Annotated in this window: 15 protein-coding genes; 9 read left to right on the top strand and 6 right to left on the bottom strand. The window is 64.7% G+C overall.

The genetic code is table 11. The features are described 5' to 3' along the window. Positions 1–4: 4 nt before the first annotated feature. Genes bfr through C6W92_RS09300 form a run of 4 tightly spaced genes read right to left on the bottom strand, consistent with a single transcriptional unit; the run spans position 5 to position 1,385 of the window. On the bottom strand, positions 5–490 hold the full coding sequence (bfr, locus tag C6W92_RS09315; protein ID WP_129432712.1) for a bacterioferritin: 486 nt from the start codon (positions 488–490) through the stop codon (positions 5–7). Continuing rightward, positions 438–731, bottom strand: coding sequence for a (2Fe-2S)-binding protein (locus C6W92_RS09310; protein ID WP_129432711.1), 294 nt, complete (start codon positions 729–731; stop codon positions 438–440). Before C6W92_RS09310 ends, bfr begins: the two co-directional genes overlap by 53 nt. Before the next feature lie 19 nt (positions 732–750). Beyond that, the gene (locus tag C6W92_RS09305) at positions 751–1,224 is read right to left on the bottom strand and encodes a hypothetical protein (RefSeq protein ID WP_129432710.1); all 474 of its coding nucleotides are present in this window, start codon (positions 1,222–1,224) and stop codon (positions 751–753) included. Then, entirely contained in the window at positions 1,221–1,385 is a 165-nt protein-coding gene (locus C6W92_RS09300; RefSeq protein ID WP_129432709.1) for a hemin uptake protein HemP, read from the bottom strand. Before C6W92_RS09300 ends, C6W92_RS09305 begins: the two co-directional genes overlap by 4 nt. 216 nt (positions 1,386–1,601) lie before the next feature. Between C6W92_RS09300 and C6W92_RS09295 the strand changes: the two genes are divergently transcribed. The 5 genes from C6W92_RS09295 to C6W92_RS09275 all read left to right on the top strand — a co-directional run bounded on the left by C6W92_RS09295 (position 1,602) and on the right by C6W92_RS09275 (position 7,414). Further along, entirely contained in the window at positions 1,602–2,018 is a 417-nt protein-coding gene (locus C6W92_RS09295; protein ID WP_129432708.1) for a DUF1178 family protein, read from the top strand. Between the two features lie 8 nt (positions 2,019–2,026). Continuing rightward, positions 2,027–2,674 carry an SDR family oxidoreductase gene (locus C6W92_RS09290; protein ID WP_129432707.1) on the top strand — a complete coding sequence of 216 codons (648 nt, stop codon included), beginning with the start codon at positions 2,027–2,029 and terminating at the stop codon, positions 2,672–2,674. 116 nt (positions 2,675–2,790) lie between these two features. Beyond that, complete coding sequence (locus C6W92_RS09285) at positions 2,791–4,029, top strand: aspartate kinase (RefSeq protein ID WP_129432706.1); 1,239 nt, start codon at positions 2,791–2,793, stop codon at positions 4,027–4,029. 67 nt (positions 4,030–4,096) lie between these two features. Further along, positions 4,097–6,340 (top strand): phosphoenolpyruvate--protein phosphotransferase, encoded by a 2,244-nt coding sequence (ptsP, locus tag C6W92_RS09280; RefSeq protein ID WP_129432705.1) that lies wholly within the window; start codon positions 4,097–4,099, stop codon positions 6,338–6,340. A gap of 99 nt (positions 6,341–6,439) precedes the next feature. Beyond that, a complete protein-coding gene (locus C6W92_RS09275) occupies positions 6,440–7,414 on the top strand; it encodes a glutathione S-transferase family protein (protein WP_129432704.1) in 975 nt (324 codons plus the stop codon). Here C6W92_RS09275 and C6W92_RS09270 read toward each other — a convergent pair. Together C6W92_RS09270 and C6W92_RS09265 are read right to left on the bottom strand one after the other, a co-directional pair. Further along, on the bottom strand, positions 7,371–8,207 hold the full coding sequence (locus tag C6W92_RS09270) for an alpha/beta hydrolase (protein ID WP_129432703.1): 837 nt from the start codon (positions 8,205–8,207) through the stop codon (positions 7,371–7,373). The two genes, C6W92_RS09275 and C6W92_RS09270, sit on opposite strands and share 44 nt — an antisense overlap. 3 nt (positions 8,208–8,210) lie before the next feature. Continuing rightward, a complete protein-coding gene (locus C6W92_RS09265) occupies positions 8,211–8,810 on the bottom strand; it encodes a 2-hydroxychromene-2-carboxylate isomerase (RefSeq protein WP_129432702.1) in 600 nt (199 codons plus the stop codon). Between the two features lie 104 nt (positions 8,811–8,914). Between C6W92_RS09265 and C6W92_RS09260 the strand changes: the two genes are divergently transcribed. The 4 genes from C6W92_RS09260 to C6W92_RS09245 all read left to right on the top strand — a co-directional run bounded on the left by C6W92_RS09260 (position 8,915) and on the right by C6W92_RS09245 (position 13,214). After that, positions 8,915–9,943: a ribose-phosphate pyrophosphokinase gene (locus C6W92_RS09260; protein ID WP_104019800.1), complete on the top strand. Its 1,029-nt coding sequence runs from the start codon at positions 8,915–8,917 to the stop codon at positions 9,941–9,943. Between the two features lie 274 nt (positions 9,944–10,217). Beyond that, positions 10,218–10,784, top strand: a complete 567-nt coding sequence (locus tag C6W92_RS09255; RefSeq protein ID WP_129432701.1) for a F0F1 ATP synthase subunit delta — start codon at positions 10,218–10,220, stop codon at positions 10,782–10,784. Next, positions 10,785–12,323, top strand: coding sequence for a F0F1 ATP synthase subunit alpha (atpA, locus tag C6W92_RS09250; RefSeq protein WP_129432700.1), 1,539 nt, complete (start codon positions 10,785–10,787; stop codon positions 12,321–12,323). Positions 12,324–12,338: 15 nt separating this feature from the next. After that, positions 12,339–13,214 carry a F0F1 ATP synthase subunit gamma gene (locus C6W92_RS09245; RefSeq protein WP_129432699.1) on the top strand — a complete coding sequence of 292 codons (876 nt, stop codon included), beginning with the start codon at positions 12,339–12,341 and terminating at the stop codon, positions 13,212–13,214. Positions 13,215–13,222 lie beyond the last annotated feature (8 nt).

The raw sequence follows: 13,222 nt of genomic DNA, 5'->3' as shown, positions 1-13,222 counted from the left end.
TCGATCACTCGGCACTGTCGGCGGAGCTAGCGTTGAGCAGGCCGTAGCGCTCGGCTCCGAGGCTGTCGAACAGGTCGATCTGCGTTTCGAGAAAGTCGATATGGCCTTCCTCGTCGGCGATCAGCTCTTCGAACAGGTTCTTGGAGACGTAGTCGCCCACGCTCTCGCAATGATTGCGTGCCTCGATATAGAGCGTACGGGCCTCGTGCTCCGCCGCGAGATCGGCGTCTAGCGTCTCTCGCAAAGTCTGGCCGATGCGCAGCGGGTCGAGCTTTTGCAGGTTGGGGTGACCGCCGAGAAAGATGATCCGCTCGATCAGCTTGTCGGCGTGGTGCATCTCCTCGATGCTCTCCTCGCGGGATTTTGCCGCGATCTTTCCGTATCCCCAATCCTCTTGCAAGCGATAGTGCAGCCAGTACTGGCTGACGGCGGTCAGTTCACTCCTGAGCGCCTTGTTGAGATAGTCGATTACCTTCTGGTCGCCTTTCATGGAGGTCTCCCTGTGTGGGTGCGCGCCGCAGGGCGCGCAGGTGCATGGGGACAGCGAGCGTAGACTGCTCGCTCATGGTGTCAATGAAAAGCGGCAGGCATCCACCGCAATCGGCGCGCTTGCCCAGCGCGCGATAGACCTTGCCCGGAGTGATGACCGTCTCGGGATCGGAGGCGCGCATCCAGTCGACGGCGCGCCGGATATCGGTATCGGTGATGGCCATGCAGTGGCAGACGATCATCGTGCGGCAGTCCTTTTTCTCAGTGTAGCGTGGTCCCTGCGGGGCGGGTGGCTGCGAAGGCCGCGGCATCACGCAGCGTGGCGCGGTAGAGATGCAGACCGAAGCGCTGCGCCGCGTCTGTCAAGCCGGTGATGGCCGGTCCATCGACCATCAGGCTCGCGAGCAGGAGCGCCTCCTCGCGCTCGCCCAGCGCCGCCTCGCGAACAAAGCGGGCGAATGTCGCCTCGTCCGCGCCCACACAGGGGCATTCCGGCGCATGGCAGGCAAGCGGACGCCGCCGCGCGGCACCGAGGATGCCGGCAAGATCGCACATTGCCGCCATGGCCGCTGCCGCCTGCCCCTCGGTCATTTGCGCGCGAAGGGTGACGAGCGCCGCCCCCGCGCCGCCGCGGTTCCAGCCACGCAGGGCCCCGATGACAAGTGCTGCAAGCGGCTCCATACCCTGCATGGCCGCCACGGGCAGTTCGCCGGAGAGGTCGCGAGCATGTTTCATTTCGTCAGGATCAGTTTGCCCGCGCGGGTGATGCGCAGGGTGTAGGTTTGTCCGTCGAGGACGATATAGGCGGTATTGCCGCCCTCGGTAAGGTCGCGGGCGTCGTGGCAGGCGGCCTCTGCCAAGAGGCTGTGGTCGGCTCCGATCTGGGCACGGATCATGTCAAGGTCTCCATTCGCTCGGGCGGCGGGGCGCGCGTTGCGCGGTCCCGCTCTCGGGTGCAAGATGCCGGGCTGACCGTGGTGGATTGGCTTGGCACTCACAAGCTGAGTGAAATAGTCAGAAATGTCAATTCCGATTCTTTTTATCATATTTCTGGCGCTTGATCTTCTCGCCCACCGGGATAACTATAGCGTAGCAAAACGGGCGTGCGGGGCATGATAAAATTCACTCTGAAATGTGAGCAGGGGCACCGCTTCGACAGTTGGTTCCAATCCGCGTCGGCCTTTGACCGGCTGTGCGAGACCGGCATGGTGGCGTGCGCGGTCTGCGGATCGGCACGGGTCGAGAAGGCGCTGATGACACCGCAGGTTCAGGGGGGGCGCGACGATCGGTCGCTCGCGGCTCAGCCGGGCAGCGCCGAACAGGCGATCGCCGCCCTGCGCCGCAAGGTCGAGGCCAATGCGGATTATGTGGGGCCGCAATTCGCACAAGAGGCGCGCGACATGCATGACGGGCACCTGCCCGAGCGCGCCATCTATGGCGAGGCACGGCCCGAGGAGGCAAGGCGCCTGATCGAGGATGGTATCCCGGTCGCCCCCCTGCCGTTTTCCCCGCGCCGCAAAACGAACTGAGGGTGCCCATGCATGTCGTCATCACGGGCGCGTCACGCGGCATCGGTGCGGAACTCGCGAAACGCTACCGGGCGGACGGGCACACGGTCACCGGCACGTCGCGCCGGGGTGGCGGCGGCCTCGTCGCGCTCGACGTGACCCGCGCGGAGGGCTTTGAAGACCTCGCCGCGCATCTGGGCGGGCAGGCGGTCGATCTGCTGGTGTGCAACGCGGGCATCTATCCCGACAAGGGGCAAGCACTCGACACGGGCTATCCTGCCTCGATGTGGGCGGAAACCTTTGCCACCAACGTCACCGGTGTGTTCCTGACCGTGCAGGCGCTGCTGCCCAACCTGCGCGCGGCGCAAGGCGCGCGCATCGCCATCATCTCCAGCCAGATGGCAAGCCACACGCGTGCGCCAGGCGGCAGCTATATCTACCGCGCTTCCAAGGCGGCGGCGCTCAATCTCGGGCGCAACCTCGCCACCGACCTCGCCCCGGAGGGTATCGCCGTAGGCATCTATCACCCGGGCTGGGTACGCACCGACATGGGCGGCGACGCGGCGGATATCTCGGTGGACGAGGCCGCCGAGGGGCTGATCGCGCGGTTCGATGCGCTCGACAAGGCCTCTACCGGCTGTTTCCAGACGTGGGACGGGCGCGATTACCCTTATTGACGGGGTGGGGCCGGAATCCTACCCAGGCACGCCCCTCGCCCGCGACACCTGCCCCCTTGCGCCCACATCTGCCCGAGCGTAAACCGCGCGCGAGTTTTCGCTTCAGGTCTCGCGCCATGCCCGTTCTCGTGATGAAATTCGGCGGCACGTCCGTCGCCAATATCGACCGCATCCGCCGGGCCGCCAAGCGCGTGGGCGTCGAGGTGGCCAAGGGCTATGACGTGATCGTCATCGTCTCGGCCATGTCGGGCAAGACCAACGAGCTTGTGGGCTGGGTTGGCGAGATCTCGCCGCTCTACGACGCGCGCGAATATGATGCCGTGGTCAGTTCGGGCGAGAACGTGACCGCCGGGCTAATGGCGCTCACCTTGCAGGAGATGGATATCCCGGCGCGAAGCTGGCAGGGCTGGCAGGTGCCGCTGAAGACGAACGCCGCGCACTCCGCCGCGCGGATCGAGGACATCCCGCCCGACAACATCACCGCAAAGTTCGCCGAGGGCATGCGTGTGGCCGTGGTCGCGGGCTTCCAGGGGATCAGCCCCGAGGGCCGCATCACCACGCTGGGTCGCGGCGGCTCGGACACCACGGCCGTTGCCTTCGCCGCTGCCTTCGGTGCAGAGCGCTGCGATATCTACACCGACGTGGACGGGGTCTACACCACCGATCCGCGCATCAGCGCCAAGGCGCGCAAGCTCGACCGGATTGCGTTTGAGGAAATGCTGGAATTGGCCTCGCTCGGGGCCAAGGTGCTCCAGACCCGTTCCGTCGAGCTCGCGATGCGCTACAATGTCAAGCTGCGGGTGCTGTCGAGTTTCGAAGAACAAAGCGACGAGGCAGGCACGCTTGTCTGTGCCGAGGAGGAAATCATGGAATCCAATATCGTCAGCGGCATCGCCTATTCCCGCGAGGAAGCGAAGATGACCCTCGTATCGGTCGCCGACCGCCCCGGCATCGCAGCGGCGATCTTTGGCCCGCTGGCCGAGGCCGGCGTGAACGTCGACATGATCATCCAGAACATCGCCGAAGAAGGCCGCACCGACATGACCTTTTCCTGCCCCACCGATCAGGTCCGGCGCGCCGAAAAGGCGCTCAACGCGGCCAAGGAGGCGGGCGAGATCAACTATCACGACCTGATCGCGGATACCGACGTGGCCAAGGTGTCTGCCGTGGGCATCGGGATGCGCAGCCAGTCCGGCGTGGCGGCCAAGATGTTCCAGACGCTTTGTGACGAAGGAATCAACATCAAGGTCATTGCAACCTCAGAGATCAAGATTTCCGTTCTGATCGACCGGAAATATATGGAACTCGCGGTTCAGGCCCTGCATGATGCGTTTGATCTCGACAAGGCGGCCTGACGCCGGACCCGACGCCAAAGCGCGGCAGGACGGTCGCCTCTGAACCGGCCCCGGGGGGCAAGGCGCGATGAGCGTGACGTTGAAGACCGACAGCCGCCAGATGCTCGGACGCCTGCGCTCGATCATGGCCGAAGAGGGCGGCGGGCAAACGCGGCTCGATCGCATCACCCGGCTCATCGCCGAGGAGATGCGCGCCGAGGTCTGCTCGATCTACCTGTTCCGCGACGTGGACACCCTCGAACTGTGCGCCACAGAGGGGCTCAAGGCCGAATCCGTCCACCAGACCCGGCTGCGGCTGGGCGAGGGCTTGGTCGGGCGGGTGGCGCGATCGGGCAATGTCATCAACACCGATGACGCACCCTCGGCCCCCGGCTTTCGCTACATGCCCGAGACCGGCGAGGAGGCGTATTCCTCCTTCGTCGGCGTGCCCATCCAGCGGCTGGGCGAGAAGCTCGGCGTGCTGGTGACACAGTCGAAGCAGGCGAGGCAATTCTCCGAAGACGAGATCTACGCGCTCGAAGTAGTCGCGATGGTGCTCGCCGAGATGGCCGAACTCGGGGCCTTCGTGGGCGAGGGCGCGGCGATGACCGCGCTGCACAGCCAGCCGGTGATGTTCCGTGGCGCAAGCGCTCAGGAGGGCGCGGCACAGGGCCATGTCTGGCTGCACGAGCCGCGCGTGGTGGTGACCAACCCGATCGCCGAGGACCCGGCCCGCGAGATGGAGCGCCTGCACGAAGCCGTCGAGACACTCCGTGTGGGCGTCGACCGGATGCTCGATTCGGCGCAAGGCGGCGACAAGGAACAGCTCGATGTGCTCGAGGCCTATCGGATGTTCGCCAACTCCAAAGGCTGGATGCGCCGAATGGAGGCCAACATCGACAGCGGTCTGTCTGCGGAGGCGGCGGTCGAAAAGGAACAATCCGCCGCTCGCGCGCGCATGGCGCAGGTCAATGACGCCTACCTGCGCGAGCGGCTGCACGACCTCGACGACCTCAGCAACCGCCTGCTGCGCATTCTCACCGGGCAGGGCCACGAGACCGGCGCCGAAATCCCGGCCGACCCGATCCTCGTGGCGCGCAATATCGGCCCCGCGGAATTGCTCGATTACGGCCGCAGCCTGCGCGGCATCGTGCTGGAGGAAGGCGCGGTCGGCTCGCATGCCGCGATCGTGGCGCGCGCGCTTGCGATCCCGCTGGTCATCCATGCCGGACGAGTCACCACCGAGGCGCTCAACGGCGATTCGATCCTCGTGGACGGCGATCAGGGCATCGTGCACCTGCGACCCGACGATGCGGTGACGGCCGCGTTTCGCGACAAGATGGCGATGCAGGCCAAGGCGCAGGAGCGCTATGCCTCGATCCGCGAAAAACCGGCCGACACGCTATGCGGTACGCATATCACGCTCAAGATGAACGCCGGGCTCATGGCCGACCTGCCCAGCCTCGAAGGCTCGGGCGCCGAGGGCGTCGGTCTGTTCCGCACGGAATTGCAGTTCCTCATCCGCAGCCACATGCCCAAGCGCGCCGAGCTGAGCGCGCTCTATGGCCGCGTCATGGATGCCGCCAAGGGCCGCCGCGTGGTGTTTCGCACACTCGACATCGGCTCGGACAAGGTGCTGCCCTACATGAAGGCCACGGACGAGCCCAACCCGGCGATGGGCTGGCGCGCGGTGCGCGTAGCGCTGGAAAAGCCGGGCGTGATGCGGATGCAGCTTCAGGCGCTCATTCGCGGCGCGCAGGGGCGGCCGTTGTCGGTGATGTTTCCATTCGTGGCGCAGCACGACGAGTTCCGCGCCGCCCGCGCCGAGATGGACAAGGCGCTGGAGCGCGAGCGCATCCTCGGCCATCCGCTGCCAAGCGAGATCGAGGTGGGGGCCATGCTCGAGACCCCCTCGATCGCCTTCGCGCCGGACGCATTCTACAACGAGGTGGATTTTCTCTCGGTCGGCGGCAACGATCTCAAGCAGTTCTTCTTTGCCGCCGATCGTGAGAACGAGCGGGTGCGGCGGCGTTACGACACGCTCGACATGAGCTATCTCAACTTCCTCGAGGGCATCGTCTATCGCTGTGCCACGCTGGGCACGCGGCTGAGCTTTTGCGGCGAGGATGCCGGACGCCCGATCGAGGCGGCCTGCCTGACGGCCCTGGGATTTCGGACGCTGTCGATGCGGCCCGCATCCATCGGTCCGGTCAAGAGCCTGCTGCGACGGACCAACCTGAACGAGTTGCGCGACATCCTGCACGAGGAACGCAGCCGTGGCTCGGATAATCTGCGCCCCGCGGCAACCGCCTACCTGCGCTCCAAGCTCTGACATCCTGTCGCCTGTGCGCCCCTGCACGTCGCCTGCGCGGCCCCGGGGCTACTGCACCCCGGGCATCGGTCCTACCTTGCGGTCAAAGGAGGGCCGAGCATGGGACAACTGGTCAACGGCGTGTGGGAAGACACATGGTACGACACCGCCGCGCACGGTGGTAAGTTCGTGCGCTCCACGGCGAAATTCCGCAACTGGATCACGTCGGACGGCGCACCGGGACCTTCGGGCGAGGGCGGCTTCAAGGCCGAGAGCGGCCGCTATCACCTATACGTCGCCTATGCCTGCCCCTGGGCGCATCGAACACTGATCTTTCGTGCGCTGAAGGGGCTCGGGGGTCATATCGGCGTCTCTGTCGTGCATCCCGACATGCTCTCGGATGGTTGGGAATTCCGCACCGACTATCCCGGAGCCACCGGCGACCGGCTCTATGGGCTGCCATACGCCCGCGACATCTATCTCAAGGCCGATCCCGGCATCTCGGGCCGCGTGACGGTGCCAATCCTTTGGGATCGGGAGCGAGAGACCATCGTGTCCAACGAAAGCTCCGAGATCATCCGCATGTTCAACGCGGCCTTTGACGGGATCACGGGCAATACCGACGACTACTGGCCTCAAGATCTCCGCGATGCCATCGAGCCCGTGAACGCGCGCATCTACGACACCGTCAACAACGGCGTCTACAAATCCGGCTTCGCCACCACGCAAGAGGCCTACAACGCCGCCGTTTATCCGCTCTTCGACAGTCTCGACTGGCTGGAGGAGCGCCTGTCGGAGAACCGCTACCTGATGGGTGATCGGCTGACCGAGGCCGACTGGCGGCTTTTTACCACGCTGATCCGGTTCGACCCGGTCTATCACCTGCATTTCAAATGCAACCGAAAGCGCATCATCGACTACCCGAACCTCTGGGGCTATGTTCGCGAACTCTACCAATGGCCCGGCGTGCGCGAGACGGTGAATTTCGACCATATCGTGCGCCACTACCACTACAGCCATGAGACGGTGAACCCTCACCGGATCATCCCGATCAACCCGGTTCTGGATTACGACGCGCCGCACGGGCGGGGCTGAGAAAGCCGCGGATCGCATCGGCCACGGTGCGCGGATGGGTGATCGGCCCCATGTGCCCGGCCCCGTCGATGCGCGCACGGCTCGCCTGTGGCAGGCGGGCGGCAAGGGCGTCATTGATCGCGGCTATGATCGCCGGAGAGCGCGCGCCCTCCATCAGCAGCACCGGGGTCTCGATGCGGGTGAGCGCGCCTGATGCCAGCATCCCGCCAGCATCTTCGTAGAGTGCCGCGGCGGCTGCCACGATGAGCGGCATCTGCGCGGCAATTCGGTCGCGGATCGCCGGGGGCATCGCGTCAAGGCCCTCGCCATCGCCCCAGACCGAGAGGAACCCGCGCGCCGCCATCTCCATGTCGCCCGCCTCCATGCCCGCCCGGAACGTAGCCATCTCCGCCTCGTGACCCGCGCGCAAATCGGGCCGGTCGGCCAGCGCAACGGCAAAGAACACCGGCTCATAAAGGCTCAGCGAGCGTACAAGCTGCGGGTGCTCGACCGCCAGTCGCAACGCCACCGTCGCGCCGAAGGAATGGCCGATGATATCGGCGGGACCATCGAGGAAAGCGGCGGCGATGGCGGTGCTCGCAGCCTGTATCTCGCCCGCCCCGTCCCACGACGCGCTCAGCCCGTGGCCGGGCAGGTCGAAGGCGGTGATCGTCAGCAGGTCGGACAGGTCACGTCCAAGAGCGACCCAGCTACCGGCATGGCCGAGCGAGCAGTGGATGGCGAGGCCCGGGCGCGCGCCCTGTCCCATGATCTGCCAATGCGTCGCGCGCCCCGCGCGCAGGTCGCGGGGCATGGGTCAGAGTCGACCGTCGAGATGCATGTCGAGATCCTCCAGCCGGTCCTGTCCCCAGAACATCTGGCCGCTATCCACCACGTAGAAAGGCGAGCCGAATACCCCCGCCTCGACCGCCTCCTCGAGATTGGCGGCATAGGTCTCGGCGCCGCTCAGAAGCCCGCTATCGGCGAGCGCCGGGTCAAAGCCTGCCCCCTCGAGGCAGTCGCGCACCACCGCGTCCTCGGCGATGTCGCGCTCCTCGGCCCAGCACGCGCGCAGCACGCTTTGCACCAGCGCCCCGGTATCGCCGCCGCCCGCGTTCTGCGCGGCGATGATCGCGTAGGACGACGGCGCCGGGTTGGTCGGCCAATGCGCGGGCTTGAGGTTCAGGGCCATGCCGCGCTTTGTGGCCTGTCGGGCCAGTTCCTGCGCGCGGTAGACATTGCGCGAGGGGTGGCGCTCGGCCGGCGGCGTGCCTCCGGTACGCGCGAACAGCGCCATGATGTCGAGCGGCTTGTAGGTCACGTCCGCCCCGTGGCGCGCGGCGATCCGTTCAAGCCCATCCCCGGCGAGATAGGCAAAAGGCGACAGGGTGGAGAAATAATAGTCGATATGGGTCATTTCGGCACTCTCCGTTGCGGCACAGGTTTGCGTGACGGTAGGGCCATGCTAAGCGAGGCGCAACATCACGAATCTGTCATAGAGACAATCCCGGGAACATCGCCATGCCTGCCAATACCGAACCGAAGCTGATTTCGGGCAATGCCAACATGCCCTTGTCCAAGGCCATCGCACGCCGCATGTCCATGCATCGCGGCAAAACCGTCGGGCTGGTGGATGCGCGGGTAGAGCGGTTCAACGATCAGGAGGTGTTCGTCGAGGTCTTCGAGAACGTGCGCGGCGAAGACATGTTCATCATCCAACCCACGTCGAAGCCCGCCAACGACAACCTGATGGAGTTGCTCATCATGGCAGACACGCTGCGCCGGTCCTCGGCACGGCGGATCACGGCGGTCATTCCCTATTTCGGCTATGCGAGACAGGACCGCCGCACCAAGGCGCGCACACCCATCTCGGCGAAGCTGGTGGCCAACATGATTGTTGGTGCAGGCATCGAGCGGGTGCTGACGATGGATCTGCACGCCGCGCAGATACAGGGCTTCTTCGACATCCCGGTGGACAATCTCTACGCCTCACCGGTCTTCGCGCTCGATATCAAGGCACAATTCACTGACGCGCTGGACGATGTGATGATCGTCTCACCCGACGTGGGCGGAGTAGCGCGGGCGCGTGAGCTGGCCAAGCGGATCAACGCGCCCCTCTCTATCGTGGACAAGCGCCGGGAAAAGGCGGGTGAGGTTGCCGAGATGACGGTCATCGGCGACGTGACCGACAAGATCTGCATCATCATCGATGACATGTGCGACACGGCCGGCACCATGTGCAAGGCCGCCGAGATTCTGCTGGAGAACGGCGCGCGCGAGGTCCATGCCTATACCACCCACGGTGTCATGTCCGGACCCGCGGTGGAGCGGATCACCAATTCCAAGCTCAAGTCGATGGTCATCACCGACACGATCCAGCCCACCGAGGCTGTGGCCGCCACTCCCAATATCCGTATCGTACCCACTGCGCCCATCTTCGCACAGGCGATCCTGAACATCTGGAACGGCACGAGCGTGTCATCGCTGTTCGAGGCATCGTCGCTGGAGCCGATCTACGAGGGGCTGCTGGTCCGGGATCCGGGGCGTTAGACGGGGAATCTCGGGCTGTTTGGCTGGGTAAAACAGTGCGGAAAACGGTCTTTTTTGCATAGGGTGGGGTGTGCATTCGGTCGCAGCGGGTTCAAGTCCTTGAAAGGGCGCGGTATTCTACAGTATACAATCGTTTCGAAGCCGCTTGCCCGACAGCAAAGCCTCTGCTACACCCCAGCCGAATTTCGGTGTTTCGTAAGTCTCATCGTATGACAACGCCCCCGGCCGCGACCTTGCGTCAAGCGGGTTCAACCGGGGCCAGATTATCGGAAGGGTGGACGTGTCCGAACCAGCTTCGATTTCATCCGGCATCGCCGCGCGCTATGCCACCGCCATCTTCGAGCTCGCGAAGGCGGCCGAGTCCCTCGCCGCGCTCGAGGCCAATCTCGATGATCTCTCCGCAGCACTCGATGCCAGCGCGGAATTGCGCGCGCTCGTCGGCTCGCCGGTGTTGAGCCGTGCCGAGCAAGGGGCAGGCATCGTCGCGGTCGCAGACAAGATGGGGCTCGTCCCGGAACTGAAGAACGGGCTCGGCCTGATGGCGGCCAAGCGCAGGCTTTTCGTGCTGCCGCAGCTCATAGCCCAGCTTGGCGAGATGATCGCCGAAGACAAGGGCGAGGTGAAGGCCGAAGTGACCAGCGCGAAGGCGCTGAGCAAGGCTCAGTCCGACAATCTCGCGAAAACGCTCAAGGCGCGCATCGGGCGCGATGTGAAACTGAAAACGACCGTCGATGAAAGCCTCATCGGCGGTCTTGTCGTCAAAGTGGGCTCGAAGATGATCGACACCTCGATCCGCTCGCGGCTCGATTCCCTCCAGAATGCAATGAAAGAGGTCGGATAAATGGGTATCCAAGCATCAGAGATTTCTGCGATCCTGAAGGACCAGATCAAGAATTTCGGCGAGGAGGCCGAGGTCGCCGAGATCGGTCGGGTGCTGTCCGTGGGTGACGGGATCGCACGCGTGCACGGGCTGGACAACGTGCAGGCCGGCGAGCTGGTGGAGTTTCCGGGCGGCGTGATGGGCATGGCTCTCAACCTCGAGAGCGACAACGTGGGTGTCGTGATCTTCGGCTCGGACCGCGACATCAAGGAAGGCGACACCGTCAAGCGCACCAAGTCCATTGTGGACGTGCCGATCGGTGACGGGCTTCTGGGCCGGGTCGTCGATGGCCTCGGCAACCCGCTCGATGGCAAGGGTCCGATCAAGTCCGACACGCGCGGCCTCGCCGACGTCAAGGCGCCGGGCATCATCCCCCGCAAATCGGTGCACGAGCCGATGGCCACGGGCCTCAAGTCGGTGGACGCGATGATCCCGATCGGTCGCGGCCAGCGCGAGCTCATCATCGGCGACCGCCAGACCGGCAAAACCGCCGTGGCGCTCGACACGATCCTGAACCAGAAATCCTACAACGAGGCCGCGGGCGACGACGAGGGCAAGAAGCTCTACTGCGTCTATGTCGCCGTCGGCCAGAAGCGCTCGACCGTGGCGCAGCTCGTGAAGAAGCTCGAGGAAAGCGGCGCGATCGAGTATTCGATCGTCGTAGCCGCCACCGCGTCCGACCCCGCGCCGATGCAGTTCCTCGCGCCCTACTCCGCCACCGCGATGGCCGAGCATTTCCGCGACAACGGGCGTCACGCGCTCATCATCTACGATGACCTGTCGAAACAGGCGGTGGCCTATCGCCAGATGTCACTGCTTCTGCGCCGCCCGCCGGGGCGCGAGGCCTATCCGGGTGACGTGTTCTACCTCCACTCTCGCCTGCTGGAACGTTCGGCCAAGCTCAACGAGGAAAACGGTTCGGGCTCGCTCACCGCTCTGCCGATCATCGAGACGCAGGCCGGCGACATCTCGGCCTTTATCCCGACCAACGTGATCTCGATCACCGACGGTCAGATTTTCCTCGAGACGGACCTGTTTTACCAGGGTATCCGCCCGGCCGTGAACACCGGCCTTTCGGTCAGCCGCGTTGGCGGCTCGGCACAGACCAGCGCGATGAAATCGGTCGCGGGGCCGGTCAAGCTCGAGCTTGCGCAGTATCGCGAGATGGCGGCCTTCGCGCAGTTCGGATCGGACCTCGACGCCGCCACGCAACAGCTGCTCAACCGCGGTGCGCGCCTGACCGAACTGATGAAGCAGGCGCAGTATTCACCGCTCTCCAACGCCGAGATCGTGTGCGTCATCTACGCCGGCACCAAAGGCTATCTCGACAAGATGCCCGTGGGCGATGTGGGCCGGTTCGAGCAGGGGCTGCTCAAGCACCTGCGCGGCAAGCATCAGGACCTCCTGGACTACATCACCAAGGAGGATCCCAAGATCAAGGGTGAGGCCGAGGACAAGATCAAGGCTGCGCTGGACGAATACGCCGCCGACTTCGCTTAAGGGGGAGATAAGGCAATGCCGAATCTCAAGGACCTGAAAAACAGGATCGCGTCGGTCAAATCGACCCGCAAGATCACCAAGGCCATGCAGATGGTTGCCGCGGCGAAGCTTCGCCGCGCGCAGGAGGCCGCGGAAATGTCGCGGCCCTACACCGAGCGGTTCAACGCGGTGATGGCCAAGCTGGCCGCATCCGTGGGTGACGCCGAGAATGCGCCCCCCCTGCTCAGGGGCACCGGTGACGACAAGGTGCACCTGCTGGTGGTGATGACCGCCGAACGTGGGCTGTGCGGCGGCTTCAACGCCAACATCGCCAAGCTCGCCAAGGCCGATGCCGCCGACCTGCTGGCGCAGGGCAAGACGGTAAAGATCATCACCGTTGGCAAGAAGGGCCGCGACGCGATGAAGCGCGACTACGGTCAATACTTCGTCGATCATGTCGACATGACCGAGGTCAAGCGCGTGGGCTATGCCGATGCGCAGACGGTCGCGGCCAACGTGCTCAGCCGTTTCGACGCGGGCGAGTTCGACGTGGCCAAGATCTTCTACTCGCAGTTCCAGAATGTGGTCACCCAGATCCCAACCAAACAGCAGATCGTTCCCGTCGATACCGGAGACGCGGAGGATGTCGATACCGGCACCTTCTACGACTTCGAGCCCGACGAGAACGCGATCCTCACAGAGCTTCTGCCGCGCGCCGTCGCCACGCAGATCTTCAGCGCGCTGCTTGAAAACGGGGCCTCGGAACAGGGGGCACGGATGTCGGCGATGGACAACGCGACCCGCAACGCGGGCGAGATGATCGACAAGTTGACCATCGAGTACAACCGCTCGCGCCAGGCCGTGATCACCAACGAGCTGATTGAAATCATTTCCGGCGCGGAAGCGCTGTAAAGACAAAC

The organism is Roseovarius sp. A46 (genome assembly GCF_004126395.1).
Lineage (GTDB): Bacteria > Pseudomonadota > Alphaproteobacteria > Rhodobacterales > Rhodobacteraceae > Roseovarius > Roseovarius nitratireducens.
The sequence above is the reverse complement of the archived record's forward strand: the minus strand, read 5'-3'. Positions and strand labels throughout refer to the sequence as shown.